At 66.5% G+C, this 23,636-nt stretch carries 18 protein-coding genes, 1 tRNA gene and 2 pseudogenes; 11 read left to right on the top strand and 10 right to left on the bottom strand.

Features of this window, described 5'->3' with window-relative positions:
• Positions 1 to 16 precede the first annotated feature (16 nt).
• The 3 genes from ACLSSQ_RS17215 to mutY all read right to left on the bottom strand — a co-directional run bounded on the left by ACLSSQ_RS17215 (position 17) and on the right by mutY (position 4,354).
• Entirely contained in the window at positions 17 to 724 is a 708-nt protein-coding gene (locus ACLSSQ_RS17215; RefSeq protein WP_152090281.1) for a transglycosylase SLT domain-containing protein, read from the bottom strand.
• Positions 725 to 1,090: 366 nt separating this feature from the next.
• Entirely contained in the window at positions 1,091 to 3,118 is a 2,028-nt protein-coding gene (locus ACLSSQ_RS17210; RefSeq protein ID WP_416243353.1) for a methyl-accepting chemotaxis protein, read from the bottom strand.
• 174 nt (positions 3,119 to 3,292) lie between these two features.
• Entirely contained in the window at positions 3,293 to 4,354 is a 1,062-nt protein-coding gene (gene mutY, locus ACLSSQ_RS17205) for an A/G-specific adenine glycosylase (RefSeq protein WP_416243352.1), read from the bottom strand.
• Positions 4,355 to 4,479: 125 nt separating this feature from the next.
• Between mutY and ACLSSQ_RS17200 the strand changes: the two genes are divergently transcribed.
• Genes ACLSSQ_RS17200 through ACLSSQ_RS17190 form a run of 3 tightly spaced genes read left to right on the top strand, consistent with a single transcriptional unit; the run spans position 4,480 to position 8,080 of the window.
• On the top strand, positions 4,480 to 5,403 hold the full coding sequence (locus ACLSSQ_RS17200; protein WP_416243351.1) for an AAA family ATPase: 924 nt from the start codon (positions 4,480 to 4,482) through the stop codon (positions 5,401 to 5,403).
• Positions 5,400 to 6,713, top strand: coding sequence for a DUF58 domain-containing protein (locus ACLSSQ_RS17195; protein WP_416243350.1), 1,314 nt, complete (start codon positions 5,400 to 5,402; stop codon positions 6,711 to 6,713). Before ACLSSQ_RS17200 ends, ACLSSQ_RS17195 begins: the two co-directional genes overlap by 4 nt.
• Positions 6,710 to 8,080, top strand: coding sequence for a DUF4129 domain-containing protein (locus ACLSSQ_RS17190; protein WP_416243349.1), 1,371 nt, complete (start codon positions 6,710 to 6,712; stop codon positions 8,078 to 8,080). The genes ACLSSQ_RS17195 and ACLSSQ_RS17190 overlap by 4 nt, the downstream gene beginning before the upstream one ends.
• On the opposite strand, the gene ACLSSQ_RS17185 is transcribed toward ACLSSQ_RS17190, so the two are convergent.
• Positions 8,077 to 8,886 carry an alpha/beta hydrolase gene (locus ACLSSQ_RS17185; protein ID WP_416243348.1) on the bottom strand — a complete coding sequence of 270 codons (810 nt, stop codon included), beginning with the start codon at positions 8,884 to 8,886 and terminating at the stop codon, positions 8,077 to 8,079. The genes ACLSSQ_RS17190 and ACLSSQ_RS17185 overlap by 4 nt on opposite strands.
• A gap of 120 nt (positions 8,887 to 9,006) precedes the next feature.
• Positions 9,007 to 10,239 (bottom strand): formate-dependent phosphoribosylglycinamide formyltransferase, encoded by a 1,233-nt coding sequence (gene purT / locus ACLSSQ_RS17180; RefSeq protein WP_205230646.1) that lies wholly within the window; start codon positions 10,237 to 10,239, stop codon positions 9,007 to 9,009.
• A gap of 113 nt (positions 10,240 to 10,352) precedes the next feature.
• On the opposite strand from purT, the gene ACLSSQ_RS17175 reads away from it, so the two are divergent.
• From ACLSSQ_RS17175 to ACLSSQ_RS17160, 4 genes and pseudogenes are all read left to right on the top strand, one after another.
• The gene (locus tag ACLSSQ_RS17175) at positions 10,353 to 10,904 is read left to right on the top strand and encodes a flavin reductase family protein (RefSeq protein WP_416243347.1); all 552 of its coding nucleotides are present in this window, start codon (positions 10,353 to 10,355) and stop codon (positions 10,902 to 10,904) included.
• A 917-nt stretch (positions 10,905 to 11,821) separates the two neighbouring features.
• Positions 11,822 to 11,895, top strand: a tRNA-Gly gene (locus ACLSSQ_RS17170).
• A gap of 17 nt (positions 11,896 to 11,912) precedes the next feature.
• Positions 11,913 to 13,580 (top strand): group II intron reverse transcriptase/maturase, encoded by a 1,668-nt coding sequence (gene ltrA / locus ACLSSQ_RS17165; RefSeq protein WP_152090287.1) that lies wholly within the window; start codon positions 11,913 to 11,915, stop codon positions 13,578 to 13,580.
• 367 nt (positions 13,581 to 13,947) lie between these two features.
• Positions 13,948 to 15,803: pseudogene (locus ACLSSQ_RS17160) on the top strand (tyrosine-type recombinase/integrase).
• 32 nt (positions 15,804 to 15,835) lie between these two features.
• On the opposite strand, the pseudogene ACLSSQ_RS17155 reads toward ACLSSQ_RS17160, so the two are convergent.
• Positions 15,836 to 16,462 (bottom strand): annotated as a pseudogene (locus ACLSSQ_RS17155) (LysR substrate-binding domain-containing protein).
• Between the two features lie 104 nt (positions 16,463 to 16,566).
• Here ACLSSQ_RS17155 and ACLSSQ_RS17150 point away from each other — a divergent pair.
• A complete protein-coding gene (locus ACLSSQ_RS17150; protein ID WP_416243346.1) occupies positions 16,567 to 16,872 on the top strand; it encodes a helix-turn-helix domain-containing protein in 306 nt (101 codons plus the stop codon).
• A gap of 26 nt (positions 16,873 to 16,898) precedes the next feature.
• On the opposite strand, the gene mobH is transcribed toward ACLSSQ_RS17150, so the two are convergent.
• Positions 16,899 to 18,746, bottom strand: a complete 1,848-nt coding sequence (mobH, locus tag ACLSSQ_RS17145; protein WP_416243345.1) for a MobH family relaxase — start codon at positions 18,744 to 18,746, stop codon at positions 16,899 to 16,901.
• A gap of 313 nt (positions 18,747 to 19,059) precedes the next feature.
• On the opposite strand from mobH, the gene ACLSSQ_RS17140 reads away from it, so the two are divergent.
• The 3 genes from ACLSSQ_RS17140 (at position 19,060) to ACLSSQ_RS17130 (ending at position 20,299) form a co-directional block, all read left to right on the top strand.
• Positions 19,060 to 19,377 (top strand): type II toxin-antitoxin system PrlF family antitoxin, encoded by a 318-nt coding sequence (locus ACLSSQ_RS17140; protein ID WP_003454724.1) that lies wholly within the window; start codon positions 19,060 to 19,062, stop codon positions 19,375 to 19,377.
• Positions 19,377 to 19,841 carry a type II toxin-antitoxin system YhaV family toxin gene (locus ACLSSQ_RS17135; RefSeq protein WP_416243344.1) on the top strand — a complete coding sequence of 155 codons (465 nt, stop codon included), beginning with the start codon at positions 19,377 to 19,379 and terminating at the stop codon, positions 19,839 to 19,841. Before ACLSSQ_RS17140 ends, ACLSSQ_RS17135 begins: the two co-directional genes overlap by 1 nt.
• Before the next feature lie 86 nt (positions 19,842 to 19,927).
• Entirely contained in the window at positions 19,928 to 20,299 is a 372-nt protein-coding gene (locus ACLSSQ_RS17130) for a DUF3742 family protein (protein ID WP_140222775.1), read from the top strand.
• 19 nt (positions 20,300 to 20,318) lie between these two features.
• On the opposite strand, the gene ACLSSQ_RS17125 is transcribed toward ACLSSQ_RS17130, so the two are convergent.
• From ACLSSQ_RS17125 to ACLSSQ_RS17115, 3 genes are read right to left on the bottom strand one after another with little or no spacing between them, the layout of a single operon-like run.
• Positions 20,319 to 21,791 carry a conjugal transfer protein TraG N-terminal domain-containing protein gene (locus ACLSSQ_RS17125; RefSeq protein ID WP_416243343.1) on the bottom strand — a complete coding sequence of 491 codons (1,473 nt, stop codon included), beginning with the start codon at positions 21,789 to 21,791 and terminating at the stop codon, positions 20,319 to 20,321.
• A gap of 15 nt (positions 21,792 to 21,806) precedes the next feature.
• The gene (locus ACLSSQ_RS17120; protein ID WP_004265620.1) at positions 21,807 to 22,160 is read right to left on the bottom strand and encodes a hypothetical protein; all 354 of its coding nucleotides are present in this window, start codon (positions 22,158 to 22,160) and stop codon (positions 21,807 to 21,809) included.
• A complete protein-coding gene (locus tag ACLSSQ_RS17115) occupies positions 22,157 to 23,578 on the bottom strand; it encodes an integrating conjugative element protein (protein WP_416243342.1) in 1,422 nt (473 codons plus the stop codon). The genes ACLSSQ_RS17120 and ACLSSQ_RS17115 overlap by 4 nt, the downstream gene beginning before the upstream one ends.
• Between the last annotated feature and the right edge of the window lie 58 nt (positions 23,579 to 23,636).

Raw genomic sequence — 23,636 nt, 5'->3', positions numbered from 1 at the left:
TGGGGACGGCGTGGCCTCAGCCGCGGCCGAGGCGGCGGTTGGCCGCATCCTCGAGGCGCTGCTTCTCGGAGAGGACCTTGGTGGCGTAGGTCTGGTCCTCGTCCCGGGTGGCGCCGGCAAACTGCTGCAGGCCTTCCATGAGGCCGCCGTTGCGGCGGATGGCCTCTTCCAGGGCCAGGGAACCGACCCGCACATTGGTTACCGGGTCCAGCAGGGGCGCCTTGCCGGCGTTGGCCGGCAGCTTGTCCTTGTGGAAACGGGGGATCACCTGCATCAGGCCCTGGGCGCCCATGACACTCTGGGAGAAGGGATTGAAACGGGATTCGACGCCGATGACGGCGACGATCAGCAGGGGGTCCAGGCTCAGTTCCTGGCTGGTGCTCTGCACGGCGTGGAAAATGGGACGCAGGGCATCGGCGGAAACCCGGTAACGCTGGGCCACATAGCCCAGGGCCGCCCGCATGCGGGGGCTGAGGGGCTCGTCGGCAGCGGGGTCGGGAGCGACGGCGGCCAGGGCCGGGGCCTGGATCACCTCGGCGGCGGCAACGCCGGCCTCGGTTTCGGTTTCGGCCGTGTTTTCGGCGCCGTTCAGTGCGTTTTCGGCGAACAAGGGGCTGGCCGTCACCAGCAGGGCCAGGACGGCCACCACCAGACAGACCTGCAGCAGGTTGAAGGCGCAACTGACGCGCCGGGACATGTACTTGAGCGAGAAGGTGGAAGACATGCGCTCTCTCTCCTTTCCTGTGGCCACCGCGTCGACAACCTCGGGACGCGAATACGGTGACAGTGGGGTTCAAGAAATCGGGAGGCGGCAGAAGCGCCTCCGCAGTCGGCCCGGTTGGAGGGAAGGGCAGTCGCCTCAGCAGAGGGGAGGCGGGTAAGGGACCGACTGAAAAAAATAACGCCGCGAAGCGGCGATGTGCGCACTATATTGATTCTATTGGGATTTGTCAAGAATGGCCGGCATCCCGCACCAATGCAGGCCTTGCCGGGCGGGGCTGTTGCAGGCGCCGCCGGTTGGCCGCCGTTCCCGGGACCGGTACAAAAAAGCCCGGCCGGAGCCGGGCTTGGTCGGGAGCACAGACATGCCTCAGAGGCTGAAGCGCTGGGTGTCCCGTTGCAGATTGTCGGCAGCCGCCACCAGCTTGGCGGCCCGCTCCAGATTGGCCTGGGCGGCATAGCCGGTCTCTTCGGCCATGCTGGCCACCTGCTCGATTTCCCGGGCGATGCTTTGGGCTGCACCGGACTGTTCCCGGGTGGCGCCGGCAATGTCCTGGATGGCGTTGCTGACCTGGGCCGAGCGCTGCGAAACCCGGGTCAGGGCCTCCTCCAGCTGGCGGGAGGCCTGGACCGAGTCGGCAGCCCGGGTCACGGCCTGGGCGATGGTGTCCTGCACCGTGTTCACGCCCACGCCCACCTGGGAGAGGATGCTGGAGATTTCCTGGGCGGTATGGCCGGACTGTTCCGCCAGCTTGCGCACCTCGTCGGCCACCACGGCGAAGCCGCGCCCCGCTTCGCCGGCCCGGGCCGCCTCGATGGCGGCGTTGAGGGCCAGCAGGTTGGTCTGTTCGGCGATGCCCTTGATGGCGGAGAGGGCGTGCTCGATTTCCTGGGAACGACGCCCCAACTCGCCTACCTGCTCTGCCGAATGCCGCACGGCATCGGCGGTCTGGCCCATGGCGCTGATCGCCTGGCTGACCGTGCCCAGGCTGGAGTCGGCCACCTGGCGTGCCTCTTCGGTGAGGGCCAGGGCCGCCTGGGCGCTCTCGGCCACCAGGTGGATGCTGGCGGAAAGCTCCTCGGCGGAAGCCGACATGGAGGCGGCCGCTTCGCTCTGGCTGGCGGTGGCGCCGTTGAGTTCGCCCGAGGCGTCGGAGATTTCGGCGGCGGTGCCGTTCAGGGTCTGGCTGGTGCTCTGCAGATTGGCGATCAGGCCACGGATGGCGGTGATCGCCTGGCCCAGGGCGCGGGACAGCACATCCACCTCGTTGCGGCTTACCTCGGCGCCCCGGAGCTGCACCGACAGGTCGCCTTCGCCCAGGCGGTTGGCGGCTTCCACCACGGCGGTCACCGGCTTCAGGCGCTGCTGGGCGAGGAGGGCGATGGCCAGCATGAGGGCGACGCCGAGCACCAGGGCCAGGGCCAGCACCTGGTTGCGCAGGGCCAGGGTGTCTTCGGTGAATTCGTCGGTCCAGGAGCCGATGGCGGCGATCCAGTGCAGCTCGGGCAGTTCCTTGACCACCACGATCTTGTCCCGCTCCCGGCCCTCCTTGTCCTTCCACTTGTATTCCACCACCCCGTTGCGCTTGGCGTTGAGCAGGTCGGTGACGTGCTTGGCCATGGGGCCGGCTTCGCCGGTCTTCTTGCCTTCCAGGGTGGGGTGGATGATGTAGACGCTCTCCGTCTGGTCGCCGTAGGGCTGGGAAATGATGTAGGGGTAGCCGCTCTTGCCCACCGTCAGGCCCAAGAGCTTCTTCTTCAGCAGGGCAATGTTGTCCTCCGCGTCCAGGCGCAGGGTGATGCCCCCCAGGACCTTGCCGCTGTCGTCCTTGATCGGCATGGCGGCCAGGGCGTACATCTTGCCGTTGCGCTGGATGGTGCCGGCGTAGGGCTCGCCCCGGTTGAGGTAGGCCACGTACTCCTCCTTGTCGGAGAGGGCCTCACCGTTGCGGGATTCGCCGGCCGCGTTCTTGAGCAGGGTGGCCCCCCGGTAGTAGCGCTCGCTGCTGCGGATGACGAAGGACGGCTCCCGGCCCGGGTTGGCCTTGCGGTAGGCCTCCAGCAGGGGGGTGTTGCCGTTGATGGGCGTATTGCCCAGCAGCAGTTCCGGCAGCTGCTCCTTGCCGGTGGCGATGCTGCGGCCGCTGGCCCGGATGTGTCCGTCCAGGGAGCGCTCGAACACCCGCAGGTTGTCCAGGGCCCGCAGTTTCAGGGTCTCCTGGGCGAATTCCAGGGTGGTGACGATGAGGGCAGTCTGCTCCTGCAGGGACTGCTCGGTCTGCTTGATGGCGGCCTCGCGGGCCAGGTAGGTGACGACGCTGCTCAATACGGCAACCATCACGGCCACGGCAATGGCGGCTGCCACCAGGATCTGCCTGGATAACGGGAAATTTTTCATGAAAGGCTCGGCGATGCTTCTTGTTTGTTATTGGAAAGCCTCGCGGATGAACACCTCCCTGCACCGCGAAGCCGGGCGCTTTTTAACACGCCCCCAGGCCCCGCCGTTATGCACTAGTTAATAGATTGAACTGACGAAAGCTGACCGGGAGCTGGCCGGGAAGCGGCGCCCAGACTAGAACAGCGGTGCTTGCAGCAGCTTGCGCAGGGGCGTCGGCAGGGCCGCCGTGGCCATGTCCTGCCAGGGCAGCCATTCCCAGCCCGGCTCCCCAGCCGTGGTTACCGGTGCCACCTGGCACAGCAGGGGCGTCAGTTCCAGGCGGAAGTGGGTGAAGGTGTGGCGGATCGGCGGCAGGGCCTGCTCCGCCTGCAGTTGCAGGCCCAGGCCGAGGGCCAGGCTGGCCGCGCTTTCCCCCGGTGCCAGCTCGGGCAGGGCCAGCAGGCCGCCCCAGATGCCGCTGGGGGGGCGGCGCTGCAGCAGCAGGTGCGGGCCGTCGCTGAAGATCACTGCCGTCACCCGGCGCTCCGGGATGACCTTGCCCGGCCGGGCCTCCGGCAGTTCCTCCTGGCGCCCCTCGCGGCGGGCGACGCAGATTTCCTGCATGGGGCAGATGGCGCAGCTGGGCTTGCCCCGGCTGCACAGGCTGGCCCCAAGGTCCATGATGCCCTGGGTGTAGATCTCGATCTCGCCCGGGCCGTGGGGCAGCAGGGATTCGGCCAGCTGCCACAGGCCCTTCTCCACCTTGGGGTTGCCGGGAAAGCCGCTGACGCCGAAACAGCGGCACAGCACCCGCTTGACGTTGCCGTCCAGGATGGCGCCCCGTACCCCGTAGGCGAAGGCGGCGATGGCCGCCGCCGTGGAGCGGCCGATGCCCGGCAGTTCGGCGATGCGTTCCGGCTCCCGGGGGAAGCGGCCGCCGTGTTCCGCCATCACCCGCACGGCGCAGGCGTGCAGGTTGCGCGCCCGGGCGTAGTAGCCCAGGCCGGCCCACAGCTCCAGCACCCGTTCCACGGGCGCCGCCGCCAGGTCCGCCAGGGTCGGGAACTCGGCCAGGAAGCGGGCGTAGTAGGGCATCACCGTGGTCACCTGGGTCTGCTGCAGCATGATTTCCGAGAGCCAGATGGGATAGGCGTCCCGGGTCTGCTGCCAGGGCAGGTCGTGGCGGCCGTGGCGCTTCTGCCAGGCGATCAGGCGGGGGGCGAATTCGGCGATGGGATCGGGGGCGGTCTTGGGCACGGGCTGCTCGGGACTGATGGGAAAGCGTTCAAGGGCGCCATTCTACCGCCCGCCGCCGGATTGCCCGGGGCCATGCCGGCGGGCTACACTGCGGCCCATTCCAACGACATGAACGCTGCCGCCTCATGCAGACCATCCAGACCCTCATCGACAACGTGGAACAAGTGATCATCGGCAAGCGCCCGGTGATCGAACTGGCCGTGGTCACCCTGCTCTGCCGCGGCCACCTGCTGCTGGAGGACGTGCCGGGCACCGGCAAGACCATGCTGGCCCGGGCCCTGGCCAAGTCCGTGGCCCTCGACTGCAAGCGCCTGCAATGCACGCCGGACCTGCTGCCCTCCGATGTCACCGGGGTGCCGGTGTTCAACCAGAAGACCACGGAATTCGAATTCCGCCCCGGCCCGGTGTTCACCAACATCCTCCTGGCCGACGAAATCAACCGGGCCACGCCCCGGGCCCAGTCGGCCCTGCTGGAGTGCATGGAGGAATTCCACGTCAGCGTGGACGGCCACACCTACCCCCTGCCAGCCGTGTTCATGGTCCTGGCCACCCAGAACCCCATCGAGATGGCCGGCACCTACGTGCTGCCCGAGGCCCAGCTGGACCGTTTCTTCATGCGCCTGTCCACCGGCTATCCCAGTGCGGCGGAGGAAGCCCGCATCCTGCGCGCCCAGGCCCACGGCCATCCCATCGAGCGGCTGCAGGCCGTGCTCGGCGAGGCGGAACTGCTGGCGGCGCGCCAGGCGGTGAGCGAGGTGCATGTGGAAGATTCCCTGGCCGACTACGTGGCCCGCCTGGTGGCGGCCACCCGGGTCCATCCGGACCTGCGCCTGGGCGCCAGTCCCCGGGGTACCCTGGCCCTGTGCCGGGCGGCCCAGGGTCTGGCCCTGTTGCAGGGTCGCGACTACGTCAGCCCGGAGCTGGTGAAGACGGTGGCCCGGCCGGTGCTGGCCCACCGCCTCATCCTGCGGCCCCAGGCCGCTGCCCAGGGACGCCATGCGGAAGCGGTGCTGGCGGACATCCTGAACCAGGTGCCGGCCCCCGTATGAGCGACTCCCGGGCGCCGGAGACGCCCCTGCCCCTGGCGTTCGACGGCCGGCCCCTGGCCGGCTGGCTGGGGCGGCGCCGGCGCGCCCTGATTCTGGCCGGTCTCACCCTGGTGGCCTACATAGCCGCCCTCAACCGGGTGCAGGCCCTGCTGTGGGCTGTGGCCGCCCTGTTCCTCGCCACCCTGGCGGCCGGCGTGGTCTGGCCCCACTGGCTGGTGCGCCGTCTGGCGGCGGAGCGCAGCGGCCCGGTGCGGGCCGCCGAGGGCGAGCCGTTGCAACTGACGGTGACGGTGCACAACCGGGGCCTGCTGCCCCGCTTCATGGTGGAACTGGTGGACCGCCTGCCCTTCGTCGGCGCGGCGGCTGGCGCGCCTCTGGCCGAGGTGGTGCTGGGCCAGGTGGCCTGGGTGCCGGGGGGCGGCACGCGCCAGTTCAGCGTCACCCTGCAGGCGGAAAAGCGTGGCCGCTACCAGCTCGGCCCGGTGGGCCTGGCCTCCAGCTTTCCCCTGGGGCTGGCCGAGGCCCGCCAGGGGCGCAACGCCGGGCTCACCTCCCTGGTCATCTATCCCCGGATCTTCCCCATCGTCGCCCTGCCCCTGCGCGGCACGCCCACCCTGATCCACCGGGGCGCCCTGCAGTTGCCGGAGGGGGCCGGCAGCAGCGAGTTCTGCGGCCTGCGGGAATACCGCCGGGGCGACAACCCGCGCCACATCCACTGGCCCAGCAGCGCCCGTAATGCCGAACTGATGGTGCGGGAATTCGAACCCCTGGCCTCCGCCAGCCTGTGCCTGGTGCTGGATTGCCAGGCCGGCTTGGAACTGGGCCGGGGCCGGGATTCCAGCTTCGAGGTGGCGGTGCGCATCGCTGCCTCCCTGGCCCGCTACGCCACCGGCAACGGCCTGCCGGTGCGGCTCCTGGGCGCCGGCCGGCAGCCCCTGGAGATCGCCGCCGGCTGCGGCGAACTGCACTTCCAGGAAATGCTGGATGCCCTCGCCGTGGTGGCGGCGGACGGCGACACGCCCTACGCCCAGGTGCTGGAGCAGGCCGCCGCGGCCCTGACGCCGGGGGAGACCGTGATCAGCTTCCACAACGAGCCGGCCGTGCCCGGGGGCGGCCAGGCGACGTTGGGGGCCCTGGCCCAGCTGCGGCAGCGGGGCGCCCATCTGCTGGCCCTGCGCTTCGTCCCCGAAAGCTTCACCGGCGCCACCGCCTGGGGCAGCGACGGCCTGACCGGCGGCCTCATGGAACTGGGCGCCCGGGTGCTGCCGGTGCGCCGGGGCGATGATCTGCTGGCCCTGTTCAATCCATGACCCGTCCTGCCGCCGCCCCCGCGCCCCTCACCTACGGCCCCGCCTACCTGGGGCTGTACGCCTGCCTGACCCTGGGGGTCATGTGCAACTGCTTCCTCGACATCCAGTACGGCCATTTCGGCTTCGAGGTGACGCTGTGGGCCCTGCTGTTCGGCCTGACCCTGTTCCTCGGCTGGCGCCAGCAGGGCGTGGCCAGCGAGCTGGGCCGGGGCTGGCAGAAGGCGGTGCTGGTCATGGCCGGGGTGCTCTTCTTCCTCATTCTCCTGCCCGTCTGGGGCATGCCCCGGGGCGGACTCTACCTGCTGTGCGGCATGCAGGCGGCGCAGAACTGCATCAGTGTCAGCCGCCGCCATTTCTACATGGGCCTGCTGGTGTCGGCGGTGCTGGTGCTGTTTGCCGCCGCCCACTACCGGGCCGACTGGACCATGCTCTTCTATCTGCTGCCCTATGTGTTGGCGGTGGTGCTGAGCCTGGTGGCGGAGCAGGTGGATCGCCGCTCCCGCCAGGTCCAGGCCCTGGCCCTGGGCGATGGCCGCGTTGCCGGCCAGGGCCTGGCGGCGGTGACCGCCGCCCTGGTGATCCTGGGGTTGGCGGGCCTGTTCTATGCCATCACGCCCCAGGTTTCCTGGGCCGACCTCTCCTGGAAGCACGGTCTGCCCGGCGGGGTGCAGTTGGGCGAGAGTCCGGCCGGCGGCGGCGCCGGGGGCGGCAGCGGTGGCCATGGGGCAGCCGGCGGCAGTGGCGGGGGCGGCGCCGGGGAGGCCGGTCCGCTCCGTTCCGCCTGGCCCGGTCCCGGAGAAATGCGCCTGGCCGCCCGCCGGCCCGGCATGCCCGAGTGGCAGGCCAGCGCCATCAACCATCTGGCGGATTGGCTGGAGCAGCTGACGCAGGCCACGGCCCCGGCCTGCGAGGCGGTGGAAGACTGGTGGGAGCGCTTCAAGCAATGGATGCAGGAGCACCTGCAGGAAGTGGTCCAGATCCTGCTGGCGCTGCTGCTGTTGGCCCTGGTGCTGGCCTATTGGCTGCTGGCGCGGGAGACGGGGCCGCTGGCCTGGCTGCGCACCCGCCTCGATTATCTGCGCCTGGGCCTGGGCGGGCGCCACGGGGCAGGGGGGCGCGGCATCCGCCAGTACTTCCATGCCGCCGAACGGCTTTTCGCCTACTACGGCGAGCCCCGGGCCGCCGCCCAGGGCCCCCGGGAATATGGGCGCCAGCTGCACCGCCGCTACCCGGATCTGGCCGAGGACCTGCATGTACTGACGGGCTATTTCGACATCGTCAGCTACAGCGGCCGGGAGCCCCGGCCCCAGGCCCTGGCAGCCATGCGCCAGGCCTACCGGCGCATCTTCCGGGCGCTGACGGACTAACTGGCGCCGGGAGCCGCCGGCCCCGCTTCGCCCGGATGGAGATGGGCGGCCAGGAATTCCAGCAGCCGGGGCATCTGCTCCTCCACCTCGCCGTAGCTGTCGTGGCTGCCGGGCACCACCAGCAGCTCGGCCGCGGTGTCGCCCCGGGCGGCGAGGATGGCCCGGGCTTCGGCCAGGGGCACGGTGTCGTCGGCGTCGCCATGGACCAGCAGCACCGGGCAGCGGGCCCGGGCGATGCTGCGCATGGGGGCGATGGCATCGAAGCGGTGGCCGATGGTCCGCTCCACATAACGCAGGATGTACCAGCCCAGGGGCAGGTAGGGGATGTGCAGGGCCCGCAGCCAGCGCCGCATCATGGCCGCCGGGTGGGCGAAGGCGGCGACGCTGACGGCGGCGGCCAGGCCGTCGCGGCGGGAAGCCACCAGCAGGGCGGCGCCGGCACCGACGGAATGGCCGAGCACCGCCAGGCGCCGGCCATCCGCCTCCGGTTGGCCGGGCAGCCAGTCCAGGGCCGCTTCCAGGTCTTCGGCGAAGCGGGGCAGGGAGGCGAAAGTGTCGGCCTCGCTGCGGCCGTGGCTGCGGGTGTCGAGCAGCAGCACGGCGTAGCCGGCCCGGTGCAGGGGCGCCGCCAGGGGCAGCATCATTTCCGCGTTGCCGCCCCAGCCGTGCAGCACCGCCACCGTGGGGGCGGCGGCAGTGGCGGCGGGAATCATCCAGGCGAAGAGGCGCTTGCCCCGGGGCCCGGCGATGGCGCACTCACGAAAGGGCAGGCCCAGGTCGCCCGGACTGCCTAGCTCCGGGACCATGGGTGCCTGCAGACCGCGCCGGATGGCCCAGTGCAGGCCGGCACGGCCAAGAAGAAGGGCCAGTGCGGCCCCCAGGGTAGGGAGCAGCCACTGGCCCGTATCCATTGCGTTACGGCCCGCTTATTTCTTGGTGGCGGGCTTGCCGGAAACCGGCGTCACCCGGCTGGCGGCCAGGCTGGCCCGCTGCCGGGCCTGTTCGATGCTGCCGCCGGTGGCCAGGGCCACGCCCATGCGGCGCTTCTTGAAGCTCTCGGGCTTGCCGAACAGACGCAGGTCGGCGGTGGGCACCTGCAGGGCCTCGGCCACGCCTTCATAGGCCACGCCCTGTTCCTCCAGGCCGCCATAGATGACGGCGGAGGCGCCGGGAGTGCGCAGGCTGGCATCCACCGGCAGGCCCAGGATGGCCCGGGCGTGCAGTTCGAATTCGGAGAGGCGCTGGCTGGTCAGGGTCACCAGGCCCGTGTCGTGGGGGCGCGGGCTGACTTCGGAGAACCACACCTGGTCGCCCTTGATGAACAGCTCGACGCCGAAGATGCCGCGGCCGCCCAGGTTGCTGGTGACCTTCTCGGCGATCTCCCGGGACTTCTCCCGGGCCGCCTCGCTCATGGGCTGGGGCTGCCAGGACTCCACATAGTCGCCGTCCACCTGGATGTGGCCGATGGGTTCGCAGAAGAAGGTCTCCACCTGGCCCGAGCTGCCCACGGCGCGCACGGTGAGCTGGGTGATCTCGTAGTCGAACTTGACGAAGCCCTCGACGATGACCCGGGACTGCTGCACCCGGCCGCCGGCCTGGGCATGGTTCCAGGCCTTCTCCACGTCGGCGGGGCCCTTCAGCAGGGACTGGCCCTTGCCGGAGGAGGACATCACCGGCTTGACCACGCAGGGATAGCCGATGCCCTTCTCCTCCCCCGTGCCGTCGATGGCGGCCTGCAGCTCGGCCAGGGAGTCGGCGAAGCGGTAGGGTGAGGTGGGCAAGCCCAGTTCCTCGGCGGCCAGGCGGCGGATGCCTTCCCGGTTCATGGTCAGCTTGGCGGCCCGGGCCGTGGGAATGACCTGGGCCAGGCCCTCGGCCTCGATCTCCACCAGGGTGTCGGTGGCGATGGCCTCGATCTCCGGCACCACCAGATGGGGCTTCTCCAGCTCGATGAGGCGGCGCAGGGCGGCCCCGTCGGTCATGGAAATGACGTGGGAACGGTGGGCCACCTGCATGCCCGGCGCATCGGCGTAGCGGTCCACGGCGATGACCTCGACACCCAGGCGCTGCAAGGCGATAATCACCTCCTTGCCCAGTTCTCCCGCCCCCAGCAGCATCACCTTGGTGGCCGAAGGGGAGAGGGGCGTTCCGATTCTCATAGCATCACTTCCTTGAAAATAAGGGCATTGCAGGGGCAGACCGCCACAGCGGCGCCACCCCGGACGGCAAAAAGTCCGCGCATGTTAGCACGCAGCCCGCCTCCGACGACTTCATGACTTCCAGCCAAAACTCCGCCCTCGACCTGCCCTGCAACACCTGCGACAGCGACGCCGCCGCCACTCCGGCCCCCTTCGACTGCCGCGCCTTCCGCAACGCCCTGGGCGGCTTCGCCACCGGCGTCACCGTGGTCACCGCCATGGCTGCCGACGGCACCCCGGTGGGCCTCACCGTCAGCTCCTTCAATTCCGTCTCCCTGGAGCCGCCCCTGGTGCTGTGGAGCCTCTCCGCCAACTCCCCCAGCCTGGGCATCTTCGAGAGTGCCTCCCACTTCGCCGTGAACGTGCTGGCAGCGAAGCAGGAAGAAGTCTCCAACCGCTTCGCCTCCCGCCTCGAAGACAAGTTCGATGGCGTTGCCTGGCAGCCCGGCCTGGGCGGCGCCCCGGTACTGGCCGGCACCTGCGCCAGCTTCGAATGCGCCAACGTCGCCCGCCATGCTGGCGGCGACCACCTCATCTTCATCGGCCAGGTCGAACGCTTCGCCCAGGACCCGGCCCAGCCCCCCCTCGTCTTCCAGGGCGGCCGCTACCGCCGCCTGGCCGATTGAGTTTCGTACCCCGCCGGTTGCCCCTGCGGCAGGCGGCGGCGTAGAATGCCACCTCGGTTCCGCTCCCGGAGCCGCCAAATCAGCCCGAGCGGGCGTCGTATAATGGTAATACCCTAGCTTCCCAAGCGTGCGACTCGAGTCGAAGGTGAGCTGTAGCCTTGCACCACGCCGATCCCATTGCGGGATCACCACCATTGCGGTGGGGTTTGTGCAAAACGCAGCAGTACCAAATCCGAACCATTGCGGTGAGGAACGGCGAAGGCCGTATGAGTAATTGTCCCACTCTAGCAATGAGAGTACGGGACCCGGGGTTCAGCCCTCGGTAGCCTAAGAGCGGTGCGTCACTGGTAACGGTGAGGTGCTAAGCGCTCCGACAATGTAGCCACCTTAAGGGGTACGTCATACCCCGCGAGGGGCCTGGCGTGATTTCGGGAGTTGTACCCGGATGAGGCGCTAGGCTGAGTTGGTTGGTTAACGTAAGTGAACCGCTAATAAACGTCGTCAAGCTTGATGGGCCAAACACAACTTGCAGTATCGGGCCCTGCCAAAACGGCATGTGATCGGATGTCTGTCTGCTTGGTGCAGGCACGCTGACGTAGTATCACCGGCGAAAAAGCGGAACCTTCCCAACTCTGTTACTTATATGGAACGAGGTAAGCCCAACACAGCGTCTGGCCAATTTGGCAGACAAGGATGATCGCAAGGTTATCTGCTGCTGTAGTGGGTAGAGGATGATGGAAAAAGCGAATGCCTCACTGTAATGGTGGGGATAGGGGATGAAACGATTGCCCTGACGCGAAAGCGTGCTGACTTCCATCTGGTGATCTGTCGCAAGACGGGTCTGTAAATCGCACCCGGCGGGAATGATGTACAATCCCCGGCCTGGGGAGAAGTGCGTCTATCCCTTCCGGGACAGAGCGGGTGTAGTTCAATGGTAGAACGGCAGCTTCCCAAGCTGCATACGAGGGTTCGATTCCCTTCACCCGCTCCATTCAACCGGAGGTTGATATGGACGCAAGTCAACACGATTGTGATGTCGCCTCCACAGCTTGGCAGTCTTGGCACGATGTTTCATGGGTCAAGGCTTATCAAGTTGTCGCGAGGCTACAGGCAAGAATTGCGAAGGCAGCAAAAGCAGGGGAATGGCGGAAGGTTCGCGCCCTGCAACGACTCCTAACCAAATCCACCGGGGCGAAAGCTCTGGCTGTGAAAAGGGTGACGGAGAATCAAGGCCGGAAAACTCCTGGGGTGGATAAGCAAACCTGGGACACGCCGGACGCGAAGTGGAACGCGGTAGTCGATCTCGGCAGTAGGAGATACCGGCCGCTACCTCTACGTCGCATCTATATCCCGAAAGCAAATGGTGACAAACGCCCTCTGGGCATACCCACTATGCGCGATCGTGCGATGCAAGCGCTGCACTTACTGGCGCTGGATCCTGTAGCCGAAACCATCGGTGATCCCCATTCATACGGTTTTAGACGTGAGCGCTCCACTGCGGATGCCATCGAACAAGTACGCAATGTGCTTGGACGAAAAGCTTCCCCGCAATGGGTGCTGGAGGGGGACATCAAAGGTTGTTTTGACAACATCAGCCACGACTGGCTGGTTGCCAATGTCTGTATGGACAAAGGCATCCTTCGGAAGTGGTTGAAAGCAGGGTTCATCGAAACGGGAAAACTCTTCCCGACGCAAGCAGGGACGCCACAGGGAGGCATCATTTCCCCGGTTTTGGCGAATCTGGCACTGGATGGGCTGCAACACGAACTGACCAAGCTGTTTAGAACAGTGCGAGATAGTCGTGAAGCCAAAGTCAATCTAGTGCGATACGCGGACGACTTCATTATCACCGGTAGCTCGAAGGAGTACCTGGAAGAGAAGGTCAAACCTCTGGTGGAGAAATTCCTAGCCACTCGGGGCCTCATCCTCTCGGAGAAGAAAACCAAAATCACTCACGTGACGGAGGGCTTCGACTTCTTGGGGTGGAACGTCAGGCATTTCAATCGAATGTTGTTTACTCAACCATCGAAGAAGAATGTCAAAGCGTTTCTGGGGAAAATCCGCAACCTGCTGCGTGAACGGAAGGGAGCCTCACAAACAGAAGTGATCGAAAAGCTGAGCCCTGTTATCAGGGGTTGGGCCAACTATCATCGAAGTCAAATGGCATCCCAGACGTTTGCAAGATGTGATCATCAAATCTGGCAAGCACTGTGGCGCTGGGCGTGCCGTCGTCATCCCCAAAAAGGTAGGCGGTGGATCAAACAGCGTTACTTCAAGTGCCTCAAGGGGCGCAATTGGCGATTTGCGGATAAGGACAAGCTGCTCCCGAACTTGGTGGAGTACCGGAAACGGCCCCATACCAAGATCAAAGGTGAAGCAAATCCATACGACCCAATGTGTGACGAGTACTTTTCCAAACGGCTGGCACAGAAGATGGACAAGACACTCGAGGGGCGCCGCAAGCTTCGTTTCTTGTGGTGGTGGCAGGAAGGCTCATGCCCCATATGCAAGCAAAGGATCACGAGAGATACTGGGTGGCACCTTCACCACATAATCAAACGATCTGAACGGGGTTCGGACAAGCTAACCAATCTGGTTCTGCTACATCCGAATTGTCACAGGCAACACCACGTACTTGAGAACTACGGCCCTGCCGGCATCTCTATGTTTCAGTAGGGGTGTTTAAGGGTTGCTTGAGCCGTATGCAGGGAAACTTGCACGTACGGTTCTTAGGGGAGGGGGTGGCCGCGAGGTCACCTCCTTACCCGACTAGAGCCGTGGGTTCGATTCCCATCGCCCGCTCCACTGCATCGTTCCAGGGAATTCTGAGGAAGTCCAAGAGGCATCGTAAGTCGTTGATTCTGGTTGAGTTTTCGACACCTCGATGTTCCAGTGGGCTCCACGGAAATCCACCTGAAGCCACGACGTTTATGTCCATTTTTGTGTCCATTTTTGCGGGCACGACGGCTTCCGGATTGTTGCTAGGGCGCTGAGGTCGATGGGTTAAGCATCTGGTTCCTGACTCATGTTCAGGAGCTAGAGCATGGCACTCTCAGACTTGGTGGTCCGCCAAGCCAAAGCCACCGGCAAGGCCTACACACTTCCAGACATCGATGGTCTCTCCCTGGCCGTGACGGCCACGGGCAGCAAGAGCTGGCACTTCCGTTACTACTGGATGAAGGAGCCCAAGCGCATGTCGCTGGGCACCTATCCCGAGGTCTCCCTTCGTGAGGCACGCGCCCTGCGTGACGAGGCGCGCGCCTTGGTGGCCAAGGACATCAACCCGCGCCTTCACCGCAAGCAAAAGCGCGCCGCGGTCAAACTCGCCGGTGAAACACCTTCGAGGCGATCTACAAGAAGTGGCTTGCCCACCGCGAACTCGGCCTCAAGAAGGGCCGGCAGACCACCCTCTCGATCCTCCCTCGCGTCTTCGCCAAGGATGTGCTGCCCTTGCTGGGCAAGCGCTCGATCTACGACATCAAACGCCCTGACCTGCTGGAAGTGATCGCCAGGATCGAGCGGCGCAAGGCGCTCTCCGTCGCCGAGAAAGTCAGGACGTGGTTCAACCAGATGTTCCGCTACGCGCTGGTGGTCGTGCCGGGCCTGGAGCAGAACCCGGCTTCCGACCTCGACGTGGTGGCGCTGCCGCTGCCCCCGGTGAACCACAACCCGTTCCTGCGCATGGCCGAGTTGCCGAAGCTGTTGCAGCGCCTGCGCAAGTATCGTGGCCGGCTGCAGACCCAGCTCGGTCTGCGGCTGCTGCTATTCACCGGCGTGCGCACGGGCGAGCTGCGCCTGGCGACGCCGGATCAGTTCGACCTCGATCGGGGCCTCTGGATCATCCCGCCCGAGGTCGTGAAGCAGCTCCAGGTGGACATGCGCAGGAAGCGCCAGTTGCCCAAGGACATTCCACCCTACATCGTGCCGCTGTCGGTGCAGGCCATCGAGATCGTCCGGCACCTGCTCGAACAGCTCAAACCGGCCCAGCACTATCTGTTCCGCCACGACAGCGAGTTGAAGAAGCGCATGAGCGAGAACACGCTCAACGGCGCGCTCAAGCGCATGGGCTATCGCGACCTGCTGACCGGGCACGGCATCCGGGGCACGATGTCCACCGCGCTCAACGAGATCGGCTACCCGAAGGTGTGGGTGGACGCGCAACTCTCGCACGTCGATCCCAACAAGGTCAGTGCCACCTACAACCACGCCGAGTACGTCGAGCAGCGGCGGCGGATGATGCAGGATTGGGCCGACCGGCTCGATCTCTTCGAGCAGAACATAGTCGAGGCAGCGAGCATGCCGCTCACCATTCATTTGGAGGGCGTGCCCGTCCTCTCGGATCAGGAAGCCGCGAGTGCGCCACCCAAACCAGCGGCCGCGTCGGCGCCGCTCCTGATCGTGACCAGGCCGGGAGACGCGATGCCACTGGTGTCAGCCGAGACGCATCGGCTGCCCGCAGTGCCGTTGCCGCGTTCCGTCATGGAGGAACCGCTGTCCGACATACAGCGCCAGCGGATGGAACTGGTCGATGTCTTCGAGGCACCGCACAACCTGCCAGTCGCCGAGTACGCGAAGATGGCGGGCAAGTCCCGCCGGTGGATCAGCTACGAGATCAAGGCCGGCAACCTGCTGGCGCTGAACCTGGGCAACCGTGGTCAGCGCGTGCCGGATTGGCATCTCGATCCGGTCAAGCACGCGCTGATCCAGGCGGTCCTCAAGCTGACCAGGGGCGCCGACCCTTGGCAGATCTACAACGCGCTCCTGCAGCCGCGCGCGAAGCTGCGCGGCCGCTCGGCCCTGGAAAGCGTCAGTGCCACAAATCTCGACAAGATCATCATGGCGGTGAGCACGACGGTGAAGGAAAGCGAGTGGTCCCCGCTGCAGGTGGCGTTTGCGTAGCGCGCCAGCGCCCAGCAGTGCGCGCCCCTGTCTCAGGACACGGAGCGCGCGCGGCGGGCGAATCTTTCCTGGGGCTCGGTCAAGGACGAGGACGGGCGAAGCAGGTAGGCCATCACGATGATGGGTGCGCCAGCCAATGGCCGCGCGGCGATGCCGCGACGCAGGTAGCAGGTCAGTCTCGCGGCGGGTGCGACGGCAATGCCGTAGCCCGCGGAGACGAGCGTCATCGCCATGTCGAAGGTGCTGACGGTCTGCTCATGGCCCTGCGGTGCATCCTCGACCAGGCCATGCGCCACCGCGCGCCACGGCTCGTCGGCCGTTGACTGCGCGCAGATCAACGGCTGCTTGAGCAGCTCTTGGCGAGGCACTTCACGGTAGGACAGCAGGTGCGAGCGCTTGGCGACGGCGACTGCCAGCGAGTCATGCCACAACGGCTCGCACACTCAGCCTGGCCACTCCCAGGCGGCTGTGGACAGGGCCAAGTCAAAGTTATCGTGCGGCAGTTCCTGCGCCTGCGCTGTGGCACTGCATCCGATCAAGGCGGTGGCGGTCTCTGGCTCTTCGGCGCGCTGCAACGCCAGCAAGTCGGCAAGCGGTGAAGGCACCCACTCGCCGAGCACAGCCCCCCGGATTTCAGTGGAGGCATCGCTCGATTTCACGTCCAGTTCCCCCAGGCAGTGAACTCGCGGCGACCGATGAAGTCGCTTCTCTTGAGTTAAGTTTAACGTGGTTTATATCGTGTCAATCCTCGACGCTTTTGGCAATGCAAAAGCGTTCGATTCAAAGAGGCCAGCTCACCGGCACAACAACCTACGAAGCGGAACCAGCCATCGCGTTTGGGGCCTCCGTGCGCGAAGAAAGAACCAGTCAAGGCATCGCCCAGGAAACGCTGGCTCATCTGTCAGGAATCGAGCGTTCGCACATGGGAAAGATCGAGCGTGGCGAGCATGTCCCCACGCTCCCCCTCATTCTCAAAATCGCCCGTGCGCTGAAATGCAGTTCTGCCCACTTGATGGCGCTGACTGAAGCCAAGCTGGCAGAGACGGCTCCGCCTAAATCAGCGGACTGAAGCCGGCCCGCGCCGTGGCTCCTTGTCTACCCCTGTTCGTTGTCGTTCTTATTACCGGCGGCTGAATTTTCGCGCTTTACGGCCTCGGCGAGGAGGCGCAGGTATGGATTGTCCGGAGGCATTTCCTGGAACAGCGCTTCGGGAGCGCTCAGCAGGTAGCCGTGCAGTCGCCTGGATTTGCGCGGCCCTGTGACTTCGCAGGTCCAGACATTCAGCCCGCTGGCTTGCTTGCGGTGCAGGCCTAGCTTCTCGAAATGCTTCTGCACCCACTGCCATCCCTCCAGGTTCTCCGGTTTCGCCAGTGCGGCGATTTGCAGATGTTCCTGCGCATAGCGCTGGAAGACGCCGGGGCTCACCAGGTAGGCCGTTCCGGCGACGCTGTGCACCAAGGCTTTGGCGTCGTTGACGATGAGCTTGTGCGTCTGGATGCCCTGACGCAGCCAGGCCATGAAATGCTCGCCGGATGGCTCCGGCCGATCCTGAAATGGCGCGAGGCTTATCTGCGGCAGCACCGTAGGCGCCGGTGGCGAGGCAGGCTCGGGTTCGCTCGGGGCCTCCGGCGCTACGGGTGGGGCCGTGTCACTCAGCAGATCGAGCAGCGCAGCCACGCCGTTGTCGGTGGGCATAGGGACGGTCGGCGCGATGCTTGGTGGCGCCGTGTCGGCGCCTTCCAAGCCTGGCGGTTCGGATGCCGGTGCCTGTGGCGTCGGCGCCCCTTGTTCCTCGTCGGCCTGCACGCGACCCGCGAACGGCGCCGGCCGGTCGGCCGCATCCCAGACCATGGCCGGAGACAGTTTCAGGAAGGTGAAGCTGTGCGACCAGCCGGCATCGCTGGTGACGGTGGCCTTCCAGATCGCCTTGCCGTCCGGTGTGGCCAAGGCGATGCCCTGATCCTGCAGCACGTTGAACACCGCCGTGTTGCTGGCCGGGATGCCGTCGATGCCCTGCGACAGCAGATGCGCGCGCAGCTTGTCCGAGACGGTCTTGCTCACCAGCCAGAGCGCGTCCTGGGTCAGCCAGCCATCCGAGGCCTGGGGCTGGTTCAGCTTGAATTCTTCCTTCAGGAGGTAGCGCAGGCCATCGAGCAGCTTGCGCTGCAGTGCGTGCCGGGGCGCTGCCAGGGCCTTGCTCGGATCGCCGCCGAGTTCCTGGGCGACGGATGCCTGGTCCGCCTGCACGACCAGTTCGCCGAGCATGCCGGCGTGCTCGTACTGGCCGGCCAGGACGTACAGCAGCGCGGCCCACAGGTCGGGGTAGTCGGCGAGCCAGTCGAAGATGCCCGGATCGAGCAGCCGGGCGTAGAGCAGCCCGGTGGCGGCGCTGTGCAGCCGGTATTCGCGCTCCCTGCGGTAGCGGAAGCGGTACGGCCGCCGCAGCGGGCCGTGCCAGGGATGCCAGACCGTGCCGTCCGCGTACTCGACGTGCAGGTCGACCGCGATCTTGCCGATGTCGTGCAGCAGCGCCGCATAGGCGGTGCCTGCGGTCCAGGCCTCGGCCTGGGCGGCTTGCGCCTCCGGCGTGGCGCCGGCGGGCAGCAGATGCGACTGCCGCAGCTTGAGCGCGTAGGCGACGATCTCCAGGCCGTGGTCCAGCATGCCGCCCGGATAGGCGTGGTGATGGGCCTCCGACGCGGGGAATTGCTGGACCAGCTCGGCGTAGCGTTCCAGCGGGGCGAGGTACAGCGTGGCGAACTGCCGGCGCGACAGCGAGGTGCGCTGCCAGATGTGTTCCAGCAGCTTCTGCCGGCGCGGCATCGCCAGCAGCGATGCGGCCGGCTCCGGCCGCATCAGCCCTTTGCCGGGCTCGGCGGGAGGTTTGGGCGGTGGCGCACTGGCGGCAGGTGGCACCCGTTTGCGTTGGAACAGCGAGAGCATGGCGAACCCCGGACGGCGGGCCGGTCGGGAGAGCCTTTTGGCCTTTTCGGGTAGGGCCTTTCCCCTTGGCCCCATTCCCTTGCCCCTTCCCCAGCCCTTTGGCCTTTACGGAAACCTTTGGATATAGGGCAACGACGCCTGCCGAACCACAACCAATGCGGGTTTGGCCCAAGTCGGATTGATGCGGGAAGGCTGGCTGTGCCGCCCGTACGATGGAGCCGTTTCATCGACCTGACGGAGCACCATGCACACCCAGATTGACAAGGTAAGGAAATTTCCTTACTATCCAGGCATTGCCATCAGGAGTGCCGCCATGCCCGAAATCCACGAAGTCGCGACGCTGACCTCCAAGGGTCAGATCACGCTGCCCAAGTCCATCCGGCAAGCGCTGGGCGTGGACACCGGCGGCAAGGTGGCGTTCGACCTGCGCGGCGGCGAAGTCGTCGTGACCCGCGCCGACGCCGACCATGAAGACCCGGCCATCGGCGCCTTCCTGGGGCTGCTGGAAGCGGACATCCGGGCCGGACGGCACGTCCAGTCCCTGCCGGACGATCTGGCGCGGGCCATGCTGGCCAACGCGCACCACGCGGTGAACCTCGATGAAGACATCGAAGGCGAAGTGGCGCTCTGATGCAGCGGCACGGTTGGACGCTCCTGTTCCATGAGGGCGTGATCGAGCAGTTGCGCAAGCTGCACGCGGCCGCGGAACGGGCCGAACAGAACGACCCGCAGGGGTTCGAGAGCAACGCCAACGTCAAGCTGTTCCGGGCGTTGAGCCAGTTGATCATGGATGTCGTGCCGAGCGATCCTGCGCGCGACGAATTCCGCCAGGGCAACACCTTGGGGCCGGCCTACCGGCACTGGCGGCGCGCGAAGATCGGGAGGCGGTTCCGGCTGTTCTTCCGCTACGACTCCAAGGCCAAGGCGATCGTGTTCGCCTGGGTCAACGACGAGCAGACCTTGCGGTCGGCGGGCAGCAAGTCCGACCCCTATGCGGTGTTCGAGAAGATGTTGGGACGCGGCAACCCGCCGGACGATTGGGCGGCGCTGGTGGCCGCAAGCCAGGCCGACTGGCGCGCAGCAGACAAGGACTAGACCGCGGTTGAAGAACAGCACAGGTTTCAATCGCGACACGGACAGGGATCACAGCCACACGACAGGATGAACATGAGGTAGCCACCATGAAGACCGCCGCACAGACCACCTTCGCAGAACGCCTCGGCCGGACACTGGGCCGGGCGTGGAGAGGCTGCGCGCGTCTGGATCGGCGGGCGCAGGGCTGGCTGCTCGCGCGGGGATGGGCGCCTGGCATTGCCAAGGCCGCGCTGCTGGCCGTCAAGCTCGCTGCGATCGGTGTCCTGCTCTACACCGCGTTCTGGCTGGCACTGCTGCTTGCGTTCGCGCTGGTCGGCGCCTGGGTAGTCCGCAACGACGATGGGAGCTACGACGAGGAACACAAGCCGGAATGGCGATACGGCCCTGCCGGGTACGGCCTCTACACCCATGACGATTACCGGATCGACCCCCACGATCCAGAAGACGAGCAAGCCTAGAGGCGTTACTTCGCTGCTTTCATAGCGACACCCGCACCCCTGCCGCCAGCCCTTGAATTGCCGTTCCCGCGCGCACGCCTACCCAGCCCAGCGCAGCCACCCAGAAGGTAGGCAGCACGATGAACATCGTCGCCATGACGAAGTTCAGCAGCATGTCGCCGAAGGCGTTGTTCAGGCCGATCAGCGGATCGAAGTTGCTGTGCGGCCGGTTCGCGCCGAACCCCCAGCCGTAGAGCGCGTCGAGGATCGTGCTGTCCAGCCAGCGCGCGAGCTGGAACCAGAAGTCCACGAAGAACAGCGCGAACTGCACGCAGCTCACCGCGACCAGCGCCTTCAGCTCGTAGGTGCCGAAGACCAGCACCAGCGGGATGCAGATCACCAGCGCCATCTTGAGCAGCGACAGCACCATCGGCAGCGCCTGGCGTACCACGTCCATCGCCGGAAAGAAGCCCAGCGAGCCCATGGTCAGCCCCAGGTCGCCGGCGCCGCGCGTCACGACGTTGGGCAGCGTCTTCTCGATCTGGCCGCCGTAGTCGGTGTAGACCGAGCCCTGGTTCATCTTCTGCTGCCGCGGCGAGACCACGGCGCGGATCACCGAGTCGTTCACCTCGCTCTGCGACAGGAAGCCCGCCCAGCGGCCGATGCGCGTCAGCAGGTCGGGATCGACCTGGGCCAGCAGGCGCGCGCGCAGGCCGCTGCCGCCGTCCGACCACCACTGCCGGCACGTGGGGTAGCCCCCGCCGCTATCCACCTGGGCCAGCCCCGCATCGCGCGTCGCGTCGTAGGGCCAGGCCGTGCGTGGCGTGTTCGAGTGGTAGGTGTCGTAGAAGCCCGCGTTGTTCAGGAAGTAGCTCGAACCGATCCAGGTCACGTCATTCATCTGCTCGTCGGAGAGCGTGGGCCGAGACATGAACAGCTTGGCGCGCGAGGGGCCGTAGCAGTCATGCACGAAGTCGCCGACCTCCTGGGCCAGCACCGGGTCATCGATGCGCGTGGCATCCACGCCCATGCGCATCTGACGCAGATCCGTCCCGCAGGGGATGGCCGCCACCGCGCCGCCCGCCACCGCCTTCGAGATGGCGTGCATGAAGAACCACCACACCGGCACCAGCGCGCTCTGGTTGTTGAGCGTGGTGTAGGCGTTCGACCAGCCCGTGTCGGTGGGCTGCGGGACGCTGACCTGGCATTGCGCGGAGCGCGTCGTGTCGAACTTGATGGTGCTGAGGTCGACCGGAATGAAGGGGATGCCGGCGAACAGGATGACGACGATCGCCACCCACACGCGGTTCTCGATGCGCATCGATGACAGCACCCCCTTGTTGCCCTCGTCCGCACCCTCGGCCCGCGCGCGCAGCCATTCCTGCACCACCATGACCACGAAGGGCAGCGCGAATACGCCGCTGGCCACGAGGATGTTCCAGATGCCGTTGCTGACGATCCACCCGACCAGGGTCAGGTAATACTCCAGGTAGTCCGTTGTGTTGAGCGTCATGGCGTTCTCCGGGGCTCAGCCATTGCGCAGTAGCTGGCTGCCTTCGAGCAGCACGAGGGTGGCGACGGCCGCGATCTCGGCGCGCAGCAGGCGCTGATGGGTCTCGGCCAATGGCTCGCGTTCGCGCAGGCGCCGACGCATCCACCACCAGCCGTAGGCCGTCGCCGCGTAGAGCAGCAGCCGCCAGACGAGGAAGTGGCCCGAGTGCTCGCGCAGCCACTGCTCCCAGCCGTCGATGCTGCCGACGATGTGGAGGCCGACGACGTTCACGCCGACCGCGATGCCCGCCACCAGCAGCACCCACAGCAGCACGATGCCGACGCGGCGGCCGAGCAGCCGTGCCGGCCGCAGCCAGGCCCGGCTGGTCATGGCCCGCTCCGCGGCTTCTGCACTTCCTTGAGCCGGTCGCGCGTCGTGTCGCCCTCGAAGATGCCGCGCGAGCCCGCAGCGCGGGTGCCGTGGCGCTGCACGATCGCCATCGCCGAATTGCCGGCCAGCGTGCGCCGCAGCTCCAGCTCGGTCTTGAGGTTGTTCATCTCCTTCTCCAGCGCGTTGTTCTCCTGATCGACCGCCTTCACGGCCAGCTCGTTGGCGGCGACGTTCGGCTCCTTCTTGCCGGTCAGCAGCGTGCGCTGCAACAGCAGGGCCTTCTCCAGCACGCTCGACAGCGCGGCTTCGGACGCCAGGCGCTTGCCGAGCAGGTCTTGATCGGGCTCGTCGCGCAGCGCCTCGATCACGCCGCGCGTGATCGGCAGCGAGTTGCTGCCGGCGGCTTCGAGGTTTGCCACCGTCATCGGCGTCGAGCCCGTCACGAGGCCCTGCAGTGCCTGCAGCTTGGTCTCGTACTCTTCCTGGATCACCGGCGTCAGGCCGACGCCAGGCGTGGTCTGCGTCTTGGTGCAGGTCTCGCAGGTGCGTTGCTCGCGCTCGCCGAGCACGCGGGTTGCGAAGTCCGCTGCGGCCTGCGGCGAGGACCAGGTTTGGCAGGTCAGCCGGTTGCCGCAGGACGCGCGCGGGATGGATGAGGTGTCGCTGACGCCGCGGCTGTTGAGCAGGTTGTAGCCGGCACGGGTCACGTCGCCGACCACCTTGATGGAACCCTGGCCCGAGCCGCCCGCATTGCCGCCGCCCACCCAGGGCACGCCGTTGTTGCCCTTGTTCGATTCGGCCTGCTCGACGGCGGACACCGCATCGGTGCTGCTCACCGCATCGCGCAGCGCGAAACCTTCGGCGAGCTGATCCCACCCGGCCTGGCCGCCGGCCATGTCCGCCATCCTGGCGGGCAAAGCCACCACCAGCGGGTCTCGCCACACCGGCATGGCGACGATGCCGGCGTCCATTTCACCAGCCAATGCAAAACCTGCGTCATACAAGTCGTTGCGCAGTCCAGTCACCAACTGCGCCAGTGGCGTTTCAAATATCCGAATGCCGACCTGTGGTGCCTCCTCGCGGCAAAGCGCAAGCAACGCCGACAAGCGGGCCTGCCCCATGTCACCAGATAGTGCGATGCGCAGCGTGTTCCGCTGGTTCGTTGCGGCGCGTGCCTTGGTCTGCGCTTGCTCGAAGGCCAGCAGTACGCGCCGGGCTTCTTCGAGGAAGACCTGTCCCGCCGGTGTGAGACGAACACTGCGTGGCAAGCGGTTGAGCAGCGGCACCCCTAAATCCGCCTCCATCTGGCGGATCGTGCGCGACAGTGGAGACTGTTCGATGTGCAGCCGTCGAGCAGCCCGGCCGAAGTGCAGTTCCTCGGCTACGGCGATGAAGCAGCGAAGATGGCGTAAGTTCATGCTTTCTCCCTACCGATGTGATCAGTCCATATCATCGTAGGGAGCCGAATAGTGCGGA

This window comes from Azospira sp. APE16, assembly GCF_047901315.1.
GTDB classification, from domain to species: Bacteria; Pseudomonadota; Gammaproteobacteria; order Burkholderiales; family Rhodocyclaceae; genus Azospira; species Azospira oryzae.
The sequence above is the reverse complement of the archived record's forward strand: the minus strand, read 5'-3'. Positions and strand labels throughout refer to the sequence as shown.